Raw genomic sequence first — 21081 nt, forward strand, 5'->3', positions numbered from 1 at the left:
CCGTTAGGGTCGCCGCATGCATGACCAGCCCACCCCTCCCGAGTTGTTCAGCTGGGAGTTCGCCGCCGATCCCTACCCCGCCTACGCCTGGCTGCGTGAGCACGAACCCGTGCGCAGGACGCGGCTGCCCAGCGGGGTGGAGGCGTGGCTGGTCACCCGGTACGCCGATGCCAAGCAGATCCTCGCCGACGACCGGCTGTCCAAGAACCCCGCGCACCACGACGAGCCCGCGCACGCCAAGGGCAAGACCGGTATCCCCGGGGAGCGCCAGGCGGAGCTGATGACGCATCTGCTGAACATCGACCCGCCGGACCACACCCGGCTGCGCCGGCTGGTCAGCAAGGCGTTCACCCCGCGCCGGGTCGCCGAGTTCGCGCCCCGCGTGCAGGAGCTCACCGACGGGCTCATCGACCGGTTCGCGGACAGCGGCTCCGCCGACCTCATCCACGAGTTCGCCTTCCCCCTCCCCATCTACGCCATCTGCGACCTGCTCGGCGTCCCGCGCGAGGACCAGGACGACTTCCGGGACTGGGCGGGCATGATGATCCGCCACGGCGGGGGGCCGCGCGGCGGGGTCGCCCGGTCCGTGAAGAAGATGCGCGGCTACCTCGCCGAGCTGATCCACCGCAAGCGTGAGGCGCTCCCCGCCGAACCCGCCCCCGGCGAGGACCTCATCTCCGGCCTCATCCGCGCCTCCGACCACGGTGAGCACCTCACCGAGAACGAGGCCGCCGCCATGGCGTTCATCCTGCTGTTCGCCGGTTTCGAGACCACCGTCAACCTGATCGGCAACGGCACCTACGCCCTGCTCACCCACCCCGGGCAGCGCGACCGCCTGCAGCGGGCCCTCGCCGCCGGGGAGCACGGGCTGCTGGAGACCGGTGTCGAGGAGCTCCTGCGTTACGACGGCCCCGTGGAACTCGCCACCTGGCGGTTCGCCACCGAGCCGGTCACCATCGGCGGACAGCGCATCGCGGCCGGCGACCCCGTCCTCGTCGTGCTCGCCGCCGCGGACCGGGACCCGGAGCGGTTCGCCGACCCGGACGTGCTCGACCTCGGCCGGCGCGACAACCAGCATCTGGGGTACGGCCACGGCATCCACTACTGCCTGGGCGCCCCGCTGGCCCGTCTGGAGGGCCGGACCGCGCTCGCCACCCTGCTGACGCGTCTGCCGGACCTGCGGCTCGCGGTGGAACCGGCCGAACTCCGCTGGCGGGGCGGGCTCATCATGCGCGGACTGCGCACGCTCCCGGTGGAGTTCACTCCTCCGCGGAAGTGACGGACCGGGCCGCCGTCCGCCGTGCCCCCGAGCGGGCCAGCGCAAACATGACACGCCCTCAACTCTGTGATCTTCACGTGATCTGCGCGGCATGAACTTGTGACAAGTGATCGTCTGCGGATACGTTCACCCATCAAGTGCGGCACATCGAGTTCCACTCGCCGCGCCGGTCATTGCTGTCTTGCGAAAGGTTTCCGCATGCTCTCCGGAAACGGTCGGCACCGTCGCCCCCGCCAGGCTCCGGCTCTCCTCGTCGCGGCCGGAGTGACCGGCTCCGCCATCGCGATCCCGCTCCTCGGGGCCGGCAGCGCCAGCGCGGCCGACGGCGCGACCTGGGACCGGGTCGCCGAATGCGAGAGCGGCGGTTCGTGGAGCCAGAACACCGGCAACGGCTACTACGGCGGCCTGCAGTTGACCCAGGACGACTGGGAGAACTACGGCGGTCTGGACTACGCGACCAGCCCCGACCAGGCCAGCCGCGGCCAGCAGATAGCCGTGGCCGAGAGAATCCTCGCCGACCAGGGGGTCGGCGCGTGGCGCACCTGCGGACTGACGGCGGGCCTCGGCCAGGACTCGACGTCGGCCGACATCGACACGGGTGTGGCGGAGGACTCGACCTCGGACGCGTCCGACTCCTCCGGCTCTTCGGACTCGTCCGGATCATCGGACTCCGGCGATCCGTCCGCTTCGTCCTCCCCGTCGGCCACGCCGGGATCGTCGACCGACGCCGAGGGGGCGGAGGACGGCGAGGGCGCTGCCGGCGAATCGGCCAAGTCCGACAAGCCGAGCGACTCGGGCACGGATTCGGACACCGGCTCCGGTGACGGATCCGGCACCTCCCCCTCCGCCTCGGCCACCCCCAAGAGTGACGAGTCGGACAAGTCCGGGCAGACCACCGGCTCTTCCGAACTCGCCGACACCGAAGGCACCGGCACCGGCCGCCACCGCGGCGTCAGTGCCGAGGAGGGTGAGGCGGAGGACCGTACGCAGGAAACGTCCGGTCGGCATGCCTCGCGCGGCACCGACGCCTCGCGCGATGCCGCCGACGGTTCGTACACCGTGCGCACCGGCGACAGTCTCTCGTCCATCGCCGACTCCCTTGAGCTGGGCGGCGGATGGCGGTCGCTCTACGCCGAGAACGAGCAGGTCGTCGGCGCCGACCCGGACCTCATCCTGCCGGGCCAGGAGCTCGAGGTCGGGGTCGAACCGGGCGAAAAGTGACGCTCGAAAAAGCGTGGGCCCGGCGACAGTTGGCGTCATGGTTCGCGATGAATGTCCGGTTTAAAGGCTGTGAGAGATAGGTCTCAGAAGACCTGATCGTCTTTGAAATTCCGCGGATCGCGTGTCTACGGTCGTGATCGCTCGCCACCGCGGGCCCCGGCTGCCGCCACGCCGAATCCTGCCAGTGGCAGCACGGGAACAGTCGTCGCGTCATGCGCCGCAGGCAGGAGCGGGGGACCCAAGGTAAGTGCCCCTTCCGGTGGTTGACACCGGATCGGGCTTGGGGTGAAGCCGCGTCCCGTGAGGGGCGTGGCCGGGCAACTCAACCGGCCCGAACCCGACAGCTCACCTCGCAGGCGTCGGTGAGGGGATCCAACCATGCTGTTTTCCGGCAAGGGCAAGCACCGTCGTCCGTCCAAGGCCACCCGCGCGATCGCCGTCGCCGGTGTCGCCTCCGCCGCCGTCGCCGTCCCGCTGATGGCGGCCGGCAGCGCCTCCGCCGCCACCGCCTCCGAGTGGGACACCGTCGCCCAGTGCGAGTCCGGCGGCAACTGGTCCATCAACACCGGCAACGGTTACTACGGCGGTCTGCAGTTCTCCGCCTCCACCTGGGCCGCGTACGGCGGCACGCAGTACGCCTCCACCGCCGACCAGGCCAGCAAGGCCCAGCAGATCGAGATCGCCGAGAAGGTCCTCGCGGGCCAGGGCAAGGGCGCCTGGCCGGTCTGCGGCACGGGCCTGTCCAACGCCGCCTACACCGGCTCCTCCTCGAACGACACCTCGAACGGCTCCTCGGCCGGCTCCTCGCAGAGCCAGGACACCGGTTCCACCGAGACCCGTGAGACCGAGCAGAAGGCCTCCCGCTCCGCCGAGCGTCCGGCCGCCGGGCAGAAGACCGAGAAGAAGGCCGAGGAGAAGACCGTCACCACCCCGACCGGCGAGAAGGTCGAGAAGGGCGACGGCGAGTACGAGGTCGTCAAGGGCGACACCCTCAGCTCCATCGCCGCCGAGCACGACGTCGAGGGCGGCTGGGCCGAGCTGTTCGAGCTGAACGACGACATCGTCGACGACGCCGACCTCATCTACCCGGGCCAGCAGCTGCACCTGAAGTAAGCGGCTGCCCCACGGCTCCCCGCCCCGGTGCGTCTTCCCCCGTACGCGCCGGGGCGGGGTTTTTGTGACCGGGTTTCCGGAAACAGCTTTGTTCCGTTCGGAAACAATTTACTCTCGGTTCTGTCCATGGAGCGGGCGACCGGCTGGCCGATCGCCCGGAGCCGGTTAGGCTCGGACTCGCAAGACCCTCCGGGGTCCTGCCCACCCGCGTCACATCCAAGAAGGAGATGCTCGTGCCGTCCATCGACGTCGTCGTAGCCCGGGAAATCCTGGACTCCCGAGGCAACCCCACGGTCGAGGTCGAGGTCGGCCTCGACGACGGCAGCACGGGTCGTGCCGCCGTCCCGTCCGGCGCCTCCACCGGCGCCTTCGAGGCCATCGAACTCCGTGACGGCGATGCCAACCGTTACCTGGGCAAGGGCGTCGAGAAGGCCGTCCTGGCCGTCATCGAGCAGATCGGCCCGGAGCTCGTCGGCTACGACGCCACCGAGCAGCGCCTGATCGACCAGGCGATGTTCGACCTGGACGCCACCGACAACAAGGGCTCGCTGGGCGCCAACGCCATCCTCGGCGTCTCGCTCGCCGTCGCCCACGCCGCCTCCGAGGCGTCCGACCTCCCGCTCTTCCGCTACCTGGGCGGCCCCAACGCGCACCTGCTGCCGGTGCCGATGATGAACATCCTGAACGGCGGCTCGCACGCCGACTCCAACGTGGACATCCAGGAGTTCATGATCGCCCCGATCGGCGCGGAGTCCTTCTCCGAGGCCCTGCGCTGGGGTGCCGAGGTCTACCACACGCTGAAGAAGGTCCTGAAGAGCAAGGGCCTGGCCACCGGCCTCGGCGACGAGGGCGGCTTCGCCCCCAACCTCGGCTCCAACCGCGAGGCCCTCGACCTCATCCTCGAGGCCATCAAGGAGGCCGGCTACACCCCGGGCGAGCAGATCGCGCTCGCGCTCGACGTCGCCGCGTCCGAGTTCTACAAGGACGGCTCCTACACCTTCGAGGGCAAGGAGCGCTCCGCCGCCGAGATGACCGAGTACTACGCCGAGCTCGTCGACGCGTACCCGCTCGTCTCCATCGAGGACCCGCTGTTCGAGGACGACTGGGAGGGCTGGAAGACCATCACCGCCAAGCTCGGTGACAAGGTCCAGCTCGTCGGCGACGACCTGTTCGTCACCAACCCCGAGCGCCTCGCCCGCGGCATCGAGGAGGGCGCCGCCAACGCCCTGCTGGTCAAGGTCAACCAGATCGGTTCGCTGACCGAGACCCTGGACGCCGTCGAGCTGGCCCAGCGCAACGGCTTCAAGTGCATGATGTCCCACCGCTCCGGCGAGACCGAGGACGTCACCATCGCCGACCTGGCCGTCGCCACCAACTGCGGCCAGATCAAGACCGGCGCCCCGGCCCGCTCCGAGCGCGTCGCCAAGTACAACCAGCTGCTGCGCATCGAGGAGATCCTCGACGACGCCGCGGTGTACGCCGGCCGCAGCGCGTTCCCCCGCTTCAAGGGCTGACACCCGTAGGCAGCGTCGTACGTACGTCCCCGTACCCGGTCCCGTACCGTGTGCGGGGACGTACGCACGTATGAAGGCGAACGAAGGCGAACCGGAGGCGGAACATGGCGGTCAAGGACCGGGACCGTTTCTCCACCGCGACCAGGATCCGGCTGATCGGCGAGCAGACCGCGGCCCGGGTCTACCGTTCGCAGACCAAGCGCCAGGCCCGCCGCTCCCGGCTGACCGGCCGGGCCGCGCTGCTCGCCCTGGTGGTCTGCTCCCTGATCGTCGCCCTCGCCTATCCCATGCGGCAGTACGTCTCCCAGCGCGCGGACATCGCCGACCTCCGGCAGGAGCAGGACGAGACCCGCCAGCGGGTCGAACGGCTGCGCGACATGAAGGCGCGCTGGCAGGACGACGCGTACGCCGAGCAGGAGATCCGCAGGCGGCTGCACTACGTCATGCCCGGCGAGACCGGCTACATCGTCATCGACCCGGGTGCGGCGGACAAGTCCCGCACGGATCTCGAAGCCGCCGACCGTCCCTGGTACGCGAACGTCTGGGACGGCGTCGACAAGGCCGACGCCGCCGGCCAGTGACCCTTTGCAGAAAGCCGTAAGAAAGACAGCTATGGACATGCCCCCGCCCACGACCCCGCGCACCGAGCCCACCGACGCGGACGTCGAGGCCTTCAAGCAGCAGCTCGGGCGGCCCCCGCGCGGACTGCGCGCCATCGCGCACCGCTGCCCCTGCGGGCAGCCGGACGTCGTGGAGACCGCGCCGAGGCTGCCCGACGGCACCCCCTTCCCGACGCTCTACTACCTCACCTGCCCGAAGGCGAACTCCGCGATCGGCACGCTGGAGGCGAACGGCGTGATGAAGGAGATGACGGAGCGGCTGGCCACCGACCCCGAGCTGGCGGCCGCGTACCGCGCGGCGCACGAGGACTACATCCGGCGCCGCGACGAGATCGAGGAGCTGAAGAACTTCCCCAGCGCGGGCGGCATGCCGGACCGCGTGAAGTGCCTGCACGTGCTGGTCGCCCACTCGCTGGCCGCGGGCCCCGGGGTCAACCCGCTGGGTGACGAGGCGCTGGCGATGCTGCCCGAGTGGTGGCGCAAGGGCGCCTGCGTGACGCTTCCCGCGAAGGAGGAGGACCGGTGACCCGAGTCGCCGCCATCGACTGCGGTACGAACTCCATCCGGCTGCTGGTGGCCGACGCCGACCCGGACACGGGCGAACTGACGGACCTGGACCGCCGTATGACGATCGTACGGCTCGGCCAGGGCGTCGACCGTACGGGCCGGCTGGCGCCCGAGGCGCTGGAGCGGACGTTCGCCGCCTGCCGCGAGTACGCGGAGATCATCAAGGAGCACGGCGCGGAGCACCTGCGCTTCGTCGCCACCTCCGCCTCCCGCGACGCCGAGAACCGCGACGAGTTCGTGCGCGGGGTGCTGGACATCCTGGGCGTGGAGCCCGAGGTCATCACCGGTGACCAGGAGGCCGAGTTCTCCTTCACCGGGGCCACCAGGGAGCTGACGGGCCGGACCGACCTGCACCGCCCGTTCCTGGTCGTGGACATCGGCGGCGGCTCGACCGAGTTCGTCATCGGTGACGACCACGTCCGTGCCGCCCGCTCCGTGGACGTCGGCTGCGTACGGATGACCGAGCGGCACCTGGTGCGGGACGGGGCCGTGACGGACCCGCCGACCGGGGAGCAGATCGCGGCGATGCGCGCCGACATCGAGGCCGCCCTCGACCACGCCGAGGAGACGGTCCCGTTGCGCGAGGCGCACACCCTGGTCGGCCTGGCGGGCTCGGTCACGACCGTGTCGGCGATCGCCCAGGACCTCCCCGAGTACGACTCCGAGGCCATCCACCACTCCCGGGTCTCCCGCGACCGCGTCCGCGAGATCACCGAGTGGCTGCTGCGGTCCACCCATGCCGAGCGCGCGGCGGTGCCCTCCATGCATCCGGGCCGGGTCGACGTGATCGGCGCCGGGGCCCTGGTCCTCCTGGCGATCATGGAACGGATCGGTGCGGAGGAGGTCGTGGTGTCGGAGCACGACATCCTCGACGGCATCGCCTGGAGTTGCGCCTCCGAGACGCGTTAAGGAGCGATCCTCGACGGCATAGCTCACAGCTGCGCCGCCGAGGCGCGCTGAGCGGCACTGCCAGGCGATGCCGGCACCAGGCGGGGCGTCACAGGTTGCGGTAGACGTCCCGCCGGTCGCCCACCTTGACCACGAGGACGACGAGTTCTCCATCGTTGATCTGATAGGCGACTCTGTAGCTTCCGACCCGGAGCCGGTAGAGGCCCGACGGGCCGGTGAGCTTCTTGACGTCGGCGTCCTGGCGGTACGGGTCGTCACCGAGTGCGGTCAACGCGGTCAGGATGCGCATGGCGTCGGGTCGGCTGATCGCCCGAAGCTGACGCTGTGCCGCCGTGGTGAACCGGAAGGCGTACTTCACGCGGCCTCGCCGTCCTGCTCGGTGAACAGGTCCGCCAGCAGTTCCGCCATCGTCACGGTGGTGCCGCCCTCCGCCAGAACAGCTTCGGCCTCGCGCGCCAACATCACGTCGGCGGCTTCCTCCAACGCTTCGAAGTCCGAGATCGGGACCACGGCCGCCACCGGTGCGCCGTTGCGCGTGATGACGGTCGGGACACCTTCCTCGGCCCGGTTGATGTGGTCGGCGAGGTGCGCGCGGGCTTCCCGTACGGTCACGGTGTTCTCAGTCATGAAGGAAGTGTACTCATCGGCGTGTACACGGCGCATCCGTGACGGGAAACGCGTTCGTGCGCGCTCCTCGACGGCATCGCCCGGTCCATCGCCTAGGCCCCTCTCTCGCTGGTCAGCAGCACTCCACTGAGCGGTCGGGATGGCGTTTGAGCGGCGTCCGAGGGGCCTTTCGGGCCCTTCGGCGGGGCCCCGCCGGGAAAGTTCGTGAAGTTCTTCACAAGGAATTGGCCCCGGGAGGGCGAAGAACTGAACCCAGTTGACCCATTCGGGCCCTCAACACCCCTTTGAACACGTTCAGAAGGCGGCGGCGGATGCCGTGCCGGGGGGTGCCGCGAAGGCTCGCCGGCCGGCCTCACATCGCCTGTCGGCGAGCAGAGAGGCAGCTCACGCGGCATTGACAACGTCCCGTGCGGGGTGCCGGTTCCCGCTTCGCGCTGTGACCTGGATCAAGAAGCCGGGGATAATAACACAGGCACTCTCGAAGCTTGTGAAGGGGCGCACGAGGTACCCCCTCGGGGCGGGTGGATACTCGATGGCATGAGCACCACGGAGCGTCCCAGGATCCTCGTAGTAGGCGGTGGGTACGTAGGCCTGTACGCAGCTCGGCGCATCCAGAAGAAGATGCGTTACGGCGAGGCGACCGTCACCGTCGTCGACCCGCGGTCGTACATGACCTACCAGCCCTTTCTTCCCGAAGCCGCCGCCGGCAACATCTCCCCCCGGCACGTCGTCGTCCCGCTGCGACGCGTGCTGCCCAAGGCGGAGGTCCTCACCGGTCGGGTCACCAGCATCGACCAGGACCGCAAGGTCGCGCACGTAGCCCCGCTGGTCGGCGAGGCGTACGAGCTGCCTTTCGACTACCTGGTGATCGCGCTCGGCGCGGTCTCCCGCACCTTCCCGATCCCCGGCCTCGCCGAGCAGGGCATCGGCATGAAGGGCATCGAAGAGGCCATCGGCCTGCGCAACCACGTCCTCGAACAGCTCGACAAGGCCGACTCCACCACGGACGAGGAGATCCGGCGCAAGGCGCTCACCTTCGTCTTCGTGGGTGGTGGCTTCGCGGGCGCGGAGACCATCGGCGAGGTCGAGGACATGGCCCGCGACGCCGCCAAGTACTACAGGAGCGTGTCCCGCGAGGACATGCGCTTCATCCTCGTCGACGCCGCCGACAAGATCCTCCCCGAGGTGGGTCCCAAGCTCGGCACGTACGGCAAGGAGCACCTCGAGGGCCGCGGCGTCGAGGTCTACCTGTCCACGTCGATGGACTCCTGCGTCGACGGCCACGTGGTCCTGAAGAACGGACTCGAGGTCGACTCCAACACGATCGTGTGGACGGCGGGCGTCAAGCCCAACCCGGCGCTGGCCCGCTTCGGCCTGCCGCTCGGTCCGCGCGGTCACGTCGACACCGAGCCGACCCTCCAGGTCAAGGGCACCGACTACATCTGGGCCGCGGGTGACAACGCCCAGGTGCCGGACCTCGTGGGCCGCAAGGCCGGCAACGAGAACGCCTGGTGCCCGCCGAACGCCCAGCACGCGCTGCGCCAGGCCAAGGTCCTCGGCGACAACGTGGTCTCCGGCATGCGGGGCTTCCCGCAGAAGGAGTACAGCCACGCCAACAAGGGCGCGGTGGCGGGCCTCGGCCTGCACAAGGGCGTCGCGATGATCGTCTTCGGCAAGATGAAGATCAAGCTCAAGGGCCGGCTCGCCTGGTACATGCACCGTGGCTACCACGGCATGGCCATGCCGACCTGGAACCGCAAGATCCGCGTCCTCGCCGACTGGACCCTCGGCATGTTCCTCAAGCGCGAGGTCGTGTCCCTGGGCGCGATCGAGACGCCGCGCGACGAGTTCTACGAGGCGGCGAAGCCCGCGCCCGCGCCTGCGGCGGCCCAGCAGGAACCGAAGAAGACCGAGGCGAAGGCCTCCTGACCTCCGGTCACCAATCGCCCGAAGGGGCCGCCCGCCATCCGTGGTGCGGGCGGCCCCTTCGGCGTTCCCGAGGGGACGTTCTCATCCGCCGAGCCGGGTGGGCGGGCGACGCCCGGAACTCCAGGGCGGAGCCCCGAGGAGCCGCCCCGGCACGCGATCCGGCGTTTCGCCCGGAGATGACGCGCGCCGGGGACTGCCAACCCGCCTCCCAAGTGTTTACGTGGTGACGGCATTCCGGGATTCCCCATCACGGAGGTGTACACCATGGCAGACGCCGCCTCTCGGCTGAAAGGTCACATCGAACAGCTGATCGGCACCCCCCTCCCCGTCCGCGTCCGCGCCTGGGACGGATCACAGGCCGGCCCTCCGGACGCCCCGACCCTGGTCGTACGCAACCGCCGGGCCCTGCGCCGCCTGCTCTTCAAGCCGGGCGAACTCGGCCTCGCCCGCGCCTGGGTGGCCGGCGACCTCGCCGTCGAGGGCGACCTCTACACCGCCCTCGACCGCATCGCCGGCCTCGTCTGGGAGCGCGGCGAGGACGCCCGTACCCTCACCCAGGCCCTGCGCGACCCCGCCTTCCGCTCCGCCGCCCGCGGACTGATCGCCCTCGCGGGCCTCCCGCTGCCGCCCGCCCCGCCCCGCGAGGAGGCCCGCCGCCCCCGCCGCGGCCTGCACACCAGGCACAGCGACCGGCGCGCCATCAGCCACCACTACGACGTCGGCAACGACTTCTACGAGATCGTCCTCGGCCCGTCCATGGTGTACTCCTGCGCCTACTGGCCCGCCCCGCCCCCGCGGGGCACCCTCGAACAGGCCCAGCACGACAAACTCGAACTCGTCGCCCGCAAGCTCGCCCTGGAACCCGGCCGGCGCCTGCTGGACGTCGGCTGCGGCTGGGGCTCCATGGCCGTCCACGCCGCCCGCGACCACGGCGTGAACGTCGTCGGCGTCACCCTCTCCCACGAACAGGCCGCCCACGCCCGCAAGCGCGTCGCCGACGAGGGCCTGACCGACCGCGTCGAGATCCGCGTCCAGGACTACCGCGACGTCACGGACGGCCCGTACGACGCCGTCTCCTCCATCGGCATGGCCGAGCACGTCGGATCCGAGCGCTACCTGGAGTACGCCACCGCCCTGCACCGGCTCCTCAAGCCGGGCGGACGGCTGCTGAACCACCAGATCGCGCGCCGCCCGCAGCGGGACGAGACGTCGTACCGGGTGGACTCCTTCATCGACGCCTACGTCTTCCCCGACGGCGAACTCGCCCCGCTGGGCACCACGGTGTCCCTGCTGGAGCGTTCCGGTTTCGAGGTGCGCGACGTCGAGTCGATCCGCGAGCACTACGCGCTCACCCTGCGCCGCTGGGTGGCGAACCTGGAGGCGGACTGGGCCCGCGCGGTGTCGCTGGCCGGCCCGGGACGGGCCCGCGTCTGGCTGCTGTACATGGCCGCGTCCGCCCTCGCCTTCGAACGCAACCGCATCGGCGTCAACCAGGTCCTCGCCGTCAGAACCCCCGAGTCCGGCGCCTCCGCCCTCCCCCTGCGCGCCCGCACCTGGAACTGACCCGCACGCGACGACGGGCCCCGCTCCACCCGGAACGGGGCCCGCGTCACGGCCGATGCGGTGACTCCTACTCGGCCTTGATCGCCTGCAGCATGTTCAGCCGGGCCGCCCGCCGCGCCGGCCACAGCGCCGCCAGCACACCCACCACCGCGGCCAGCAGCAGGAAGATCCCCATCCGGGCCCACGGCAGGACCAGTTCGTACGTCGCCATACTCGAGCCCACCAGCTCACCGGCCGCCCAGCCGAAGAACACGCCCAGACCGAGGCCGAGCACCCCGCCGAACATCGAGATCACCAGGGACTCCAGCCGGACCATCCGCTTGACGCCCTTGCGGTCCAGGCCGATCGCCCGCAGCATGCCGATCTCCTGGGAGCGCTCGAAGACCGACATCGCCAGGGTGTTGATCACGCCGAGGACCGCCACGATCACCGCCATCGCCAGCAGGCCGTAGACCATGTTCAGGATCAGGGTGAACATCTTCGCGATCTCGTTGGAGAGGTCCTGCTTGTCCTGGACCTTGATCGCGGGGCTGCTGCCGAGGGCCTTCTCCAGGGAGTCCTTCACCGCGTCGGACGTACCGTCGGAGGTCTTCACCATGACCATCATGTCGGCCGGTTCCTCCTCGTGCGGATCGAGGGTCGCGGTGTCGATCACGATGCCGCTCATCAGCTCGTTGGCCTGGTAGACGCCGGAGACCGTGAGCTTCTGCTTCTCGTCGTCCTCGTAGACGATGGTGAAGTCCGAACCGGCCTTCCAGCCGTACGACTTCGCGGTGTCCTCGTCCACGGCGACCCGGGTGCCGCCGATCTCGAAGGTGCCCTGCACCACCGTGAACTCGGTCAGCTCGCCGAACGTGGCGCCGTTCACGCCGGTCAGGTACTCGTCCTCGCCGTCGACGAGGGCGTACGCGTTGCGCATCGGGCTGGTGGCGGTGACGCCACCGGACCGCTTCAGCTCCTTCTCGACGTCCGGCGACAGCGGGTGCCCGTTCGCCATGGACACCATGTAGTCCGCCTCGATCGCGGAGGCCGCCATCTCGTCGATGGACTTCTGCAGGCTGCCGGCCATCACCGTCATGCCGGTGATCAGGGTGAGCCCGATCATCAGCGCGGACGCGGTGGCGGCGGTACGGCGCGGGTTGCGCACCGAGTTCTGCCGGGCCAGCTTCCCGGAGACCCCGAAGACGCGCAGCACCGGGGCCGCGGCGGCGATCAGCGGGCGGGACAGCAGCGGGGTCAGGACGAAGACGCCGATGATCAGCAGGACGGCGCCGAGACCCATGGGGGCCTGGCCGTCGGACCCCTCCATCGTCGTGGCCGCGAGGACCACCGCGACACCGGCCGCCGAGAACAGCGCGCCCAGCGTGTTGCGCAGCACCAGCGACTTGGTGGTCGCCTGGGCGTGCACCGCGCTCATCGCCGCCACCGGCGGGATCTTCGCGGCCCGGCGGCCGGGCAGCCACGCGGCGAGCATGGTCACCAGGATGCCGACCACGAACGCGGAGCCGACCGTGCCCGGGCTGACCACCAGGGGACCGTCGGGCATGGGCGCGTCCAGCGTCCCCATCAGCGAGCGCAGCCCCGCGCCGATGCCGACACCGGCGACGAGTCCGGCGACGGCGGCGACCGCGCCGACCACGAACGCCTCGATCAGCACCGACCGCGTGACCTGACGCCGGGACGCGCCGACCGCGCGCATCAGGGCCAGCTCCTTGGTGCGCTGGGCGACCAGCATGGTGAAGGTGTTGGCGATGATGAAGGTACCGACGAACAGCGCGATCCCGGCGAACACCAGCAGACCCTGCTTCAGGCCGCTCATCGAGGAGGCGATCGCCTCCGCCTGGTCGTCGGCGAGCTGCGTACCCGTCGTGGTCTCCACGACGTCGGACGGCAGCGCCTTCTCCAGCTGGGCCCGCAGCGCGGTGTCGCTGACGCCGTCCTTCGCCTTGACGGCGATCTCGTCGAAGGTGCCCGGCTTGCCGAACAGCTTCTGCGCGGTCGCCGTGTCGAACAGGGTGAGGCTGCCGCCGGCCGCGACATTGCCGTCGTCGGTGGTGAAGACGCCGGTGATCACCGGCTCCAGGACGGGACCGTCGACCGACATCCTGACCTTGTCACCGACCTCGTAGCCGGCCCGCTCAGCGGTCTCGGAGTCGATGAGGATCTCGCCCTCGCCCTTCGGCGCGCGTCCGTTGACCAGCGGGTACCGGGGGTCCTTGGGGCCCCAGTAGTTGCCGCCCTGCGACTGGAAGCCGTCGCCGAGCAGCTTGCCGTCCTTGCCGGCGATCGCGGTGAAGCCCTGGACGGTGCCGATGGCCCGCGCGGCGCCGGGCACGGCGGCGCTGTCGTCGACCAGGGCGCGGGTCAGCTCCGGGTACTCGCCGGCCTTGTCGTCCTCGGCCTCCTTCCACTCGGGGGTGATGGCGACGTCGACGTGGTCGAAGCCCTTGGCGGACTGCTTCTGCAGGGCGTCGGAGAGGCTGTTGGTGAAGACCAGGGTTCCCGACACGAAGGCCACGCCGAGCATCACGGCGAGCACGGTCATCAGGAGCCGGGCCTTGTGCGCGGAGACATTGCGCAAGGCGGTACGGAACATGGGAGTCTTCTCGAGTCCAGACGTACGAGGGGGCGGGGGCGGGCGGAGACGCGCGGGGCGGGGTGTCAGCTGGTGCGGCCCTTGGCGTCGAACCGCTTCATGCGGTCGAGCACCGAGTCGGCCGTCGGCCCGTGCACCTCGTCCACGATCCGGCCGTCCGCGAGGAAGACCACCCGGTCCGCGTAGGCGGCGGCCACCGGGTCGTGGGTCACCATGACCACGGTCTGTCCCAGCTCGCGCACGGAGTTGCGCAGGAAGCCCAGCACCTCGGCGCCGGAGCGGGAGTCGAGGTTTCCGGTGGGCTCGTCGCCGAAGATGATGTCCGGCCTGGACGCCAGCGCCCGCGCCACGGCGACCCGCTGCTGCTGACCGCCGGACAGCTGCGAGGGCCGGTGGCTCAGCCGGTCCGAAAGGCCCACCATACGGATCACGGTGTCCAGCCACTCCTTGTCCGGCTTGCGGCCCGCGATGTCCATCGGAAGGGTGATGTTCTCCAGCGCGGACAGCGTCGGGAGCAGGTTGAACGCCTGGAAGATGAAGCCGATCTTGTCCCGGCGCAGCCTGGTCAGCTGCTTGTCCTTCAGCGAGCCCAGCTCGGTCTCACCGATCCGCACGGAACCGGAGGAGAAGGTGTCGAGGCCGGCCACGCAGTGCATCAGCGTGGACTTGCCGGACCCGGACGGGCCCATGATCGCGGTGAACTCGGCCTGCTGGAAGGCGACGGAGACCCGGTCCAGGGCGACCACCTGGGTCTCGCCCTGGCCGTAGATCTTCGAAAGCTCCGTGGCGCGCGCGGCCACGGCGGTGGTCCGGTCGGCGAGGGATGCGGTGGTCACGGGATGGACGCTCCTGTCGGGACGACGTGTTCTCGGGGGACGCCGTCCATCGTTCCGCCGCTTCACCGCCGTGTAGTCACCCGCTGTTCCGGTTCTGGAGGGCGACTCGGGATGGACCACCGGGCGCGGCGTCATACCTGGGGATGACGGCGGACCCTGAGCCGGGGCGCGCGGAACAGGTGGAGCGCCCCTGTTCCGACGGTGAAATTCCGTCATTCCGCGTGCATGACGGAGCGTCACACGCAAGGCTGTTGGCACGTGCTGACGGCGAGTTCCAAGGACTGATGCTCCCTCAGGCGCCAATAAAATAAGACAAGATCGGTCCCTCCCGCCGCTGGCCGCGGGAGGGCCACCGATAGGCTCGGAACCGCGAAGCGGGGCCCATGGCCTGCCCGGATGGTGGAATGCAGACACGGCGAGCTTAAACCTCGCTGCCCCTGAGCGGGCGTGCCGGTTCGAGTCCGGCTCCGGGCACCACCGCGTATGCCGCTCCCCCGCGACGACCGCCCCGCGAGGGCCCGGCCGGGAGTCGGAGACTCCCCGCAGCTGATCATCACCTGCGCGTCCCTCGGTGACGGACGCCCTCGTGTGATCGCGAGTGCGCGTACTCGGGTGGGGCGGGGGAGACCGGGCGGGAGCGCGTATGCCGGCCGGTGCGCGTCCCGCTGCCCGAGCCCGCTCCCGGGCCTGCTTCCGAGCCCGCTCCCGGGCCCGGGTCACCGCGCGGTCGTCCGGTCGGGTGACCGGAGCCGCCGCGGGTACCGGACGGGTATCGGGCCGGTACCGGCCCGGTCATGGTTCGGGTCCTGAGCGTGAAGGGAATCACCCGGCCGCGTAGCGTGTTGCGCAGCACAACGAGGGAAAGATCCTCCCCAAGCATTAGGGTCATTCCTTTGCCTACCTATTACTCTTGAGCCAAGGCCGCGCTGTGTGGCCATGGAGGAGTGAAATGAGGAGCAGTAACCCGGTCTTCTCGCGACGGGGGTTCGGCCGCGACAACGGCTACGCGGGCTTCAACACCGCGCCGCAGGCCGGGGGTCCCGCTGTCGCCACGCAGGCCAACCCGTACGCGCAGCCGACGGGCAACCCGTACGCCCAGAACCCCTACGCGCAGAACCCTTACGCGCAGCAGGACCTGCAGCACGGCGCACCGCCGCAGGCACCGGCCACCACCGGCCGGATGACCATCGACGACGTCGTCATGCGCACGGGCACCACGCTCGGCGTGCTCATCGTCACCGCGGCGCTCTCCTGGGCGCTGCTGCCGGTCGACGACGCCAACATCAGCCGGTCCTACGGCATCGGCATCGGCGCCGCGCTGATCGGCATGGTCCTGGCGCTCGTGCAGTCCTTCAAGCGCAAGCCCACGCCCGCGCTGATCCTGACGTACGCCGCGTTCGAGGGTGTCTTCCTCGGCGTCATCTCCAACATCGTCGACAACCGCATCGCCGACGGCGCGGCCATGCAGGCCGTGATCGGCACCATGGCGGTCTTCGCCGGTGTGCTGGTGGCCTACAAGGCCGGATGGATCCGCGTCAACCGCCGCTTCTACGGCTTCGTGATGGCGGCCGCGCTCGGCTTCATCCTGCTGATGGCCGTGAACCTGCTGTTCGCGGTGTTCGGCGGCGGTGACGGCCTCGGCTTCCGCAGCGGCGCGCTCGGCGTCGTCTTCGGCGTCATCGGCATCATCCTCGGTGCCTGCTTCCTCGCCCTGGACTTCAAGCAGGTCGAGGACGGCATCGCCTACGGTGCCCCGCGCGAGGAGGCCTGGCTCGCCGCCTTCGGCCTCACGCTGACGCTGGTGTGGATCTACATGGAGTTCCTGCGGCTCATCTCGATCCTCAACAGCAGCGACTAGTACCCGAGCGCGGTACGGACAGGGCCCCGGGTTCCCACCCGGGGCCCTTCGTCGTGCCGGCGCGCGTCAGAGCAGTTTGCGCGCGGCCCTCCTCAGGTCGTACTCGTGGACGATCGCCTTGGCGTGGCCGTACGCCAGGTCGTACTCGTGCCGGAGCCAGCTGACCTTCTCCTCGAAGCGGAAGAGCGACGGGCCTTCTTCGACGGTGCGCAGCCAGTCGGAGATCTCACGACCGGTGCAGTGGGGGATGCGGGCGAGCATGTTGCGGTGGGTCTCTGCGGAGAAGACTTGGGACATCGGCGCCTCCGGACGCATGGGATGTAAGCCGGTCCTTCAGGTCACCGTGCCTGAGCGTTCGCCCGTTGGCAACAGTCCCGCCGCGCCGCGTACGCTCGCCGCGTGGTTGATACGACGCCCTTCACCCGTGCCGTGGATCATTTCGCCGACCGCCTGCGGGCCGCGCCGCAGAGCAGGCTGCAGCGGGGCGGGGCCGCCGAGGCGCTCGCCCTGGCCAGGGAGTTGGCGCGGCGCACCCAGCTCGTCGAGGAGCCGGGCACCGAGCCCCGTGAGATGCCCGACGCGGGCATGTTCGCCGCCGCCGACCAGATCACCGTCGCCGGCCACGACCTGGCGCTCGTACTGAAGAACGAGGACGAGGTGCGGGAGGCCGTACGACTGGTGGAGGAGGCGCGCGAGCGCGCCGGGGTCTAGCCGGCCCGGAGCCGGCCCGGAGTCAGAGGGACGCGATGACGCGGTCCGCCAGGATGTAGACGTTCTCCTCACCGCAGGAGAACGTCAGCGTGTACGCCCCCGAGATGCCGGAACCGCCCAGCAGGAACGGGGTCTCGCCCGCGCGCAGGGCCGCTGCCAGGCGCTCCGCGGTCTCGCGGTGGCCCGGCGTCATGCACAGCGTCGTCCCGTCGGCGAAGACGTAGACGTCGAGGGTGCCCAGCGGGCCCGGACGGACGTCGGTCAGCTCGGTCCGGGCGGCGGCCAGCTCCTCCAGGGTGGCCACCGTGCGCTCGTGGTCGTTCACGACCGGCGAGGGGTTCGGCACGAAGTCCGGGTGCGAGGGGTGACGGCGGCGGGCCGCGGCCAGCTCCGGGGAGTCCCCGGAGTGCTCCTCGGCCTCCGCGCCCGGCTCGCCCGCCGGCTCCAGGCCCGCGAAATCGGCCTGCCGGGGCAGGAACAGCTCACTGTCGGCCAGACTCAGCAGGGACGGCGCGTCGGACGCGTCACGGGCCTCCTGGGCGGCCCAGAAGGCCCGCGCCTCGGCGAGCTCGCGCTCCCGCTCCTCGGCGAGCGCCTCCGCCACGGCGGCGCGTATCTCGTCGGTGCCGGCCGTGCGGGCGGGGGGAACGTGCGCGCGCGTGGTCGGGGCGCCGTTCTCGGCCAGCGCGGTGTGCAGGGCCGCGACCTGTCGGCGCAGCACCATGATGCTGCGCAGGACGGCGACGCCCACGGCGCCGGTGGCGGCCGTGGTGATCAGCAGGGCGATCGGCATGGCGCTCACTGACGTACTCCCGGTTCAAAGTCGACCCCCGACTTCCTACATCAGCTTGAAGGGCGGACTAACCATCTGTCAGTGCGTAACGTCACGAAACGGACAGGCCTTTGAGGGTGAGCCCGAAAGGGGTCCGGTTCTGACCTGCGTGAATCCCTCCGGCGAGGGAGATAGGTCACATCCTGGGGGAGATTGGATCACGAAACGACCCGGGCCCCCGGAACTTCCGGGGGCCCTGGCCCTGGCCTCACCGACCGTACCGCGACGGCTACGGTGCGCCCGCGGTACGGGGTTCAGCTGAGGCGCTCGACGACCATCGCCATGCCCTGGCCGCCGCCGACGCACATCGTCTCCAGACCGAACTGCTTGTCGTGGAACTGGAGGGAGTTGATCAGCGTGCCGGTGATGCGGGCGCCGGTCATGCCGAAGGGGTGGCCGACGGCGATGGCGCCGCCGTTGACGTTCAGCTTCTCCAGCGGGATGCCGAGGTCGCGGTAGGAGGGGATCACCTGGGCGGCGAACGCCTCGTTGATCTCGACCAGGTCGATGTCGTCGATGGTGAGGCCGGCGCGGCCCAGTGCCTGCTTGCTCGCCTCGACCGGGCCGAGGCCCATGATCTCGGGGGAGAGGCCGGAGACGCCGGTGGAGACGATCCTGGCGAGCGGGGTGAGGCCGAGCTCGCGGGCCTTGGTGTCGCTCATGATGACGAGCGCGGCGGCGCCGTCGTTGAGCGGGCAGCAGTTGCCGGCGGTGACCAGGCCGTCGGGGCGGAAGACCGGCTTCAGGCCCGCCACGCCCTCCATGGTGACGCCGGCGCGGGGACCGTCGTCCTTGCTGACCACCGTGCCGTCGGGGAGTGTCACCGGGGTGATCTCGCGCTCCCAGAAGCCGTTCTTGATGGCCTCCTCGGCGAGGTTCTGCGAGCGGACGCCGAACTCGTCCATGTCCTGGCGGGTGACGCCCTTGAGCCGGGCCAGGTTCTCCGCGGTCTGGCCCATCGCGATGTACGGGTCGGGCACCAGGCCGTCCTCGCGCGGGTCGTGCCAGGTGGAGCCCTCCGACTCGGCGACGGCGGCGGTACGGGCCTCGGCCTCGGCGAACAGCGGGTTGCGGGTATCCGGGAGGCTGTCGGAGTTGCCCTTGGCGAAGCGGGAGACCGTCTCGACGCCGGCCGAGATGAACACGTCGCCCTCGCCGGCCTTGATGGCGTGCAGGGCCATGCGGGAGGTCTGCAGCGAGGACGAGCAGTAGCGGGTGATGGTGCAGCCGGGGAGGTGGTCCATCCCCATCTGCACGGCGACCACGCGGCCGAGGTTGTTGCCCTGCTCGCCACCGGGAAGGCCGCAGCCGAGCATCAGGTCGTCGATGTCCCTCGGGTCCAGCTCGGGGACCTTGGCGAGGGCGGCCTGGATGATCGTGGCGGTCAGGTCGTCCGGGCGCAGGTCCTTCAGGGAGCCCTTGAAGGCGCGGCCGATGGGGGAGCGGGCGGCTGAGACGATCACGGCTTCGGGCATCACGGCTCCAGGGATGAGGGGCGGCGGGAGGGCATACCGGTTGGTTGGTGCGGGACTTCTTGGGAAGTTACCCGGACGTATGGGCGGGGTCACGACTGACGCGATGTGACATGGACCGCAACTGTCTAAGCGCTTGCTTGGGCGGACCGTACTCACGGGCAGCCGCGCCGCACACCCCGCACACCCCGCTCACCGCGGGCAGTCGTGCCGCAGGGCGGCACGGGCGGGCGCGACGGCACCCCGTGAGCGCCGGACTGCGCGACACCCCCCGCCCCGCACCGGCACCGCTGCGTCGGTGCGGCACGACTGCCCGCAGCTGCGGGGACTGTCCGTGGCAGAGGTCCGGGGTTACGACGGCTGGGTCGAAGGTTCCGGCTCCGCCTCCGTGACCCTGCGGCGCCGGCGGCGTTTCAAGAGGGCCCACGGCCCCCGCGCACCCGCCGGCATCGCCGCGGTGACCTCCGTGCCCGCCTCCGACGCCGCCTCCGCCGCCGCCCGGGCCACCGGCAGGAACCCCTCGCGGCGGGCGGCGTCCGGGCGCTCCTCCTCCGCCGGCCACAGCCCCAGCGTCGCGCACACCGTCGGCAGCACCGCCATCGCGGCAGTGGCGTACCCCTCCGCCGAGGGGTGATAGCTGTCCGGCCCGAACAGCTCGCGCGGGTTCGCCGCGAACTCGGGTCCCAGCAGATCGCCCAGCGACACCGTGCGCCCGCCCTGCTCGACGGCTCCGATCGTCTGCGCCGCCGCCAGCTGCCGCGAGGCCCGGCGGGCCAGCCAGCGCAGCGGCTGCCACACCGGCTCGATCGTGCCGAGATCGGGGCAGGTGCCGACGACCACCTCCGCACCGGCCGTCCGCAGCCGTCGTACCGCCGAGGACAGGTGGCGCACGGACTGGGTGGGCGGCATGCGATGGGTGACGTCATTGGCGCCGACCATGATCACGCAGACGTCCGGCACCCGGGACGGATCCGCCAGCGCCTGCGTCACCTGCCGGTCCAGGTCGTCGGAACAGGCCCCGGGCACCGCGACCGTGCTCAGCCCCACCGGACGTTCCGCGAGCGCCGCGACGCCCGACGCCAGCAGCGCGCCCGGCGTCTGCCCGGCCCGGCGCACGCCCTGCCCGGCCGCCGTGGAGTCGCCCAGCATCGTCAGCCGCAGCGCCGGTTCGCCCGGCACCGTGTACGCCGCTCCGTACAGCCCGTCCGCGTTCGGTACATGAGGAGTCGTGCCGTTGCCCACGCGGCGCCGCGCCAGCTGGGCCTCGGCCATCAAGAGCCCCACGGTGGCCGCCCCGGCCAGACCGATGCCCCCACCGCCGTACGCCGCGCCGGCCGCGATGCGCCGGGCCACCCTCGCCCTCGACAAGCCCGTCATGCCTCGCCGCCACCTCCTCGAACCCGTACAACCAGTGCTTGCCCCGTACGGACCGTG

General features: G+C 70.7%; 19 protein-coding genes, 1 tRNA gene and 1 riboswitch. Of the genes, 12 read left to right on the plus strand and 8 right to left on the minus strand.

Features of this window, described 5'->3' with window-relative positions; all coding sequences use genetic code 11:
- Window positions 1-16 precede the first annotated feature (16 nt).
- From KUM38_RS14765 to KUM38_RS14795, 7 genes are all read left to right on the plus strand, one after another.
- Window positions 17-1279, plus strand: a complete 1263-nt coding sequence (locus tag KUM38_RS14765; RefSeq protein WP_217129817.1) for a cytochrome P450 — start codon at window positions 17-19, stop codon at window positions 1277-1279.
- Between the two features lie 198 nt (window positions 1280-1477).
- A complete protein-coding gene (locus KUM38_RS14770; protein ID WP_217129818.1) occupies window positions 1478-2500 on the plus strand; it encodes a transglycosylase family protein in 1023 nt (340 codons plus the stop codon).
- A gap of 205 nt (window positions 2501-2705) precedes the next feature.
- Window positions 2706-2874: riboswitch (cyclic di-AMP (ydaO/yuaA leader) on the plus strand.
- A gap of 4 nt (window positions 2875-2878) precedes the next feature.
- Entirely contained in the window at window positions 2879-3613 is a 735-nt protein-coding gene (locus KUM38_RS14775) for a transglycosylase family protein (protein ID WP_217129819.1), read from the plus strand.
- Between the two features lie 233 nt (window positions 3614-3846).
- Complete coding sequence (gene eno, locus KUM38_RS14780; protein WP_217129820.1) at window positions 3847-5127, plus strand: phosphopyruvate hydratase; 1281 nt, start codon at window positions 3847-3849, stop codon at window positions 5125-5127.
- A gap of 104 nt (window positions 5128-5231) precedes the next feature.
- On the plus strand, window positions 5232-5708 hold the full coding sequence (locus KUM38_RS14785; protein ID WP_217129821.1) for a septum formation initiator family protein: 477 nt from the start codon (window positions 5232-5234) through the stop codon (window positions 5706-5708).
- A 31-nt stretch (window positions 5709-5739) separates the two neighbouring features.
- A complete protein-coding gene (locus KUM38_RS14790; protein WP_217129822.1) occupies window positions 5740-6273 on the plus strand; it encodes a DUF501 domain-containing protein in 534 nt (177 codons plus the stop codon).
- The gene (locus KUM38_RS14795) at window positions 6270-7223 is read left to right on the plus strand and encodes a Ppx/GppA phosphatase family protein (protein ID WP_217129823.1); all 954 of its coding nucleotides are present in this window, start codon (window positions 6270-6272) and stop codon (window positions 7221-7223) included. Before KUM38_RS14790 ends, KUM38_RS14795 begins: the two co-directional genes overlap by 4 nt.
- 88 nt (window positions 7224-7311) lie before the next feature.
- On the opposite strand, the gene KUM38_RS14800 is transcribed toward KUM38_RS14795, so the two are convergent.
- Together KUM38_RS14800 and KUM38_RS14805 are read right to left on the minus strand one after the other, a co-directional pair.
- Window positions 7312-7581 carry a type II toxin-antitoxin system RelE/ParE family toxin gene (locus KUM38_RS14800; protein ID WP_217129824.1) on the minus strand — a complete coding sequence of 90 codons (270 nt, stop codon included), beginning with the start codon at window positions 7579-7581 and terminating at the stop codon, window positions 7312-7314.
- On the minus strand, window positions 7578-7850 hold the full coding sequence (locus tag KUM38_RS14805; protein WP_048457331.1) for a type II toxin-antitoxin system Phd/YefM family antitoxin: 273 nt from the start codon (window positions 7848-7850) through the stop codon (window positions 7578-7580). Before KUM38_RS14805 ends, KUM38_RS14800 begins: the two co-directional genes overlap by 4 nt.
- A gap of 537 nt (window positions 7851-8387) precedes the next feature.
- Here KUM38_RS14805 and KUM38_RS14810 point away from each other — a divergent pair.
- Both KUM38_RS14810 and KUM38_RS14815 read left to right on the plus strand, forming a co-directional pair.
- Window positions 8388-9779: an NAD(P)/FAD-dependent oxidoreductase gene (locus KUM38_RS14810; RefSeq protein ID WP_217129825.1), complete on the plus strand. Its 1392-nt coding sequence runs from the start codon at window positions 8388-8390 to the stop codon at window positions 9777-9779.
- Window positions 9780-10043: 264 nt separating this feature from the next.
- Window positions 10044-11342, plus strand: a complete 1299-nt coding sequence (locus tag KUM38_RS14815) for a cyclopropane-fatty-acyl-phospholipid synthase family protein (RefSeq protein WP_217129826.1) — start codon at window positions 10044-10046, stop codon at window positions 11340-11342.
- 67 nt (window positions 11343-11409) lie between these two features.
- Here the strand turns inward: KUM38_RS14815 and KUM38_RS14820 are convergent, their stop codons facing one another.
- Window positions 11410-13938, minus strand: coding sequence for an ABC transporter permease (locus KUM38_RS14820; protein WP_217129827.1), 2529 nt, complete (start codon window positions 13936-13938; stop codon window positions 11410-11412).
- Window positions 13939-14003: 65 nt separating this feature from the next.
- Window positions 14004-14774 carry an ABC transporter ATP-binding protein gene (locus tag KUM38_RS14825; RefSeq protein ID WP_217129828.1) on the minus strand — a complete coding sequence of 257 codons (771 nt, stop codon included), beginning with the start codon at window positions 14772-14774 and terminating at the stop codon, window positions 14004-14006.
- 390 nt (window positions 14775-15164) lie between these two features.
- On the opposite strand from KUM38_RS14825, the gene KUM38_RS14830 reads away from it, so the two are divergent.
- Together KUM38_RS14830 and KUM38_RS14835 are read left to right on the plus strand one after the other, a co-directional pair.
- Window positions 15165-15251, plus strand: a tRNA-Leu gene (locus KUM38_RS14830).
- 472 nt (window positions 15252-15723) lie between these two features.
- Window positions 15724-16632, plus strand: coding sequence for a Bax inhibitor-1/YccA family protein (locus KUM38_RS14835; protein WP_217129829.1), 909 nt, complete (start codon window positions 15724-15726; stop codon window positions 16630-16632).
- A gap of 66 nt (window positions 16633-16698) precedes the next feature.
- Here KUM38_RS14835 and KUM38_RS14840 read toward each other — a convergent pair whose 3' ends face one another.
- Window positions 16699-16929 carry a DUF4287 domain-containing protein gene (locus KUM38_RS14840; RefSeq protein ID WP_037939887.1) on the minus strand — a complete coding sequence of 77 codons (231 nt, stop codon included), beginning with the start codon at window positions 16927-16929 and terminating at the stop codon, window positions 16699-16701.
- 102 nt (window positions 16930-17031) lie between these two features.
- On the opposite strand from KUM38_RS14840, the gene KUM38_RS14845 reads away from it, so the two are divergent.
- Window positions 17032-17343, plus strand: a complete 312-nt coding sequence (locus KUM38_RS14845; RefSeq protein WP_217129830.1) for a hypothetical protein — start codon at window positions 17032-17034, stop codon at window positions 17341-17343.
- 22 nt (window positions 17344-17365) lie between these two features.
- On the opposite strand, the gene KUM38_RS14850 is transcribed toward KUM38_RS14845, so the two are convergent.
- From KUM38_RS14850 to KUM38_RS14860, 3 genes are all read right to left on the minus strand, one after another.
- Window positions 17366-18145, minus strand: a complete 780-nt coding sequence (locus tag KUM38_RS14850; RefSeq protein ID WP_217129831.1) for a hypothetical protein — start codon at window positions 18143-18145, stop codon at window positions 17366-17368.
- 284 nt (window positions 18146-18429) lie between these two features.
- Complete coding sequence (locus tag KUM38_RS14855; protein ID WP_217129832.1) at window positions 18430-19650, minus strand: acetyl-CoA C-acetyltransferase; 1221 nt, start codon at window positions 19648-19650, stop codon at window positions 18430-18432.
- Window positions 19651-19998: 348 nt separating this feature from the next.
- Window positions 19999-21024: an SGNH/GDSL hydrolase family protein gene (locus KUM38_RS14860; protein ID WP_217129833.1), complete on the minus strand. Its 1026-nt coding sequence runs from the start codon at window positions 21022-21024 to the stop codon at window positions 19999-20001.
- Window positions 21025-21081 lie beyond the last annotated feature (57 nt).

The sequence above is a fragment of the Streptomyces sp. AC558_RSS880 genome (assembly GCF_019049255.1).
GTDB lineage: Bacteria > Actinomycetota > Actinomycetes > Streptomycetales > Streptomycetaceae > Streptomyces.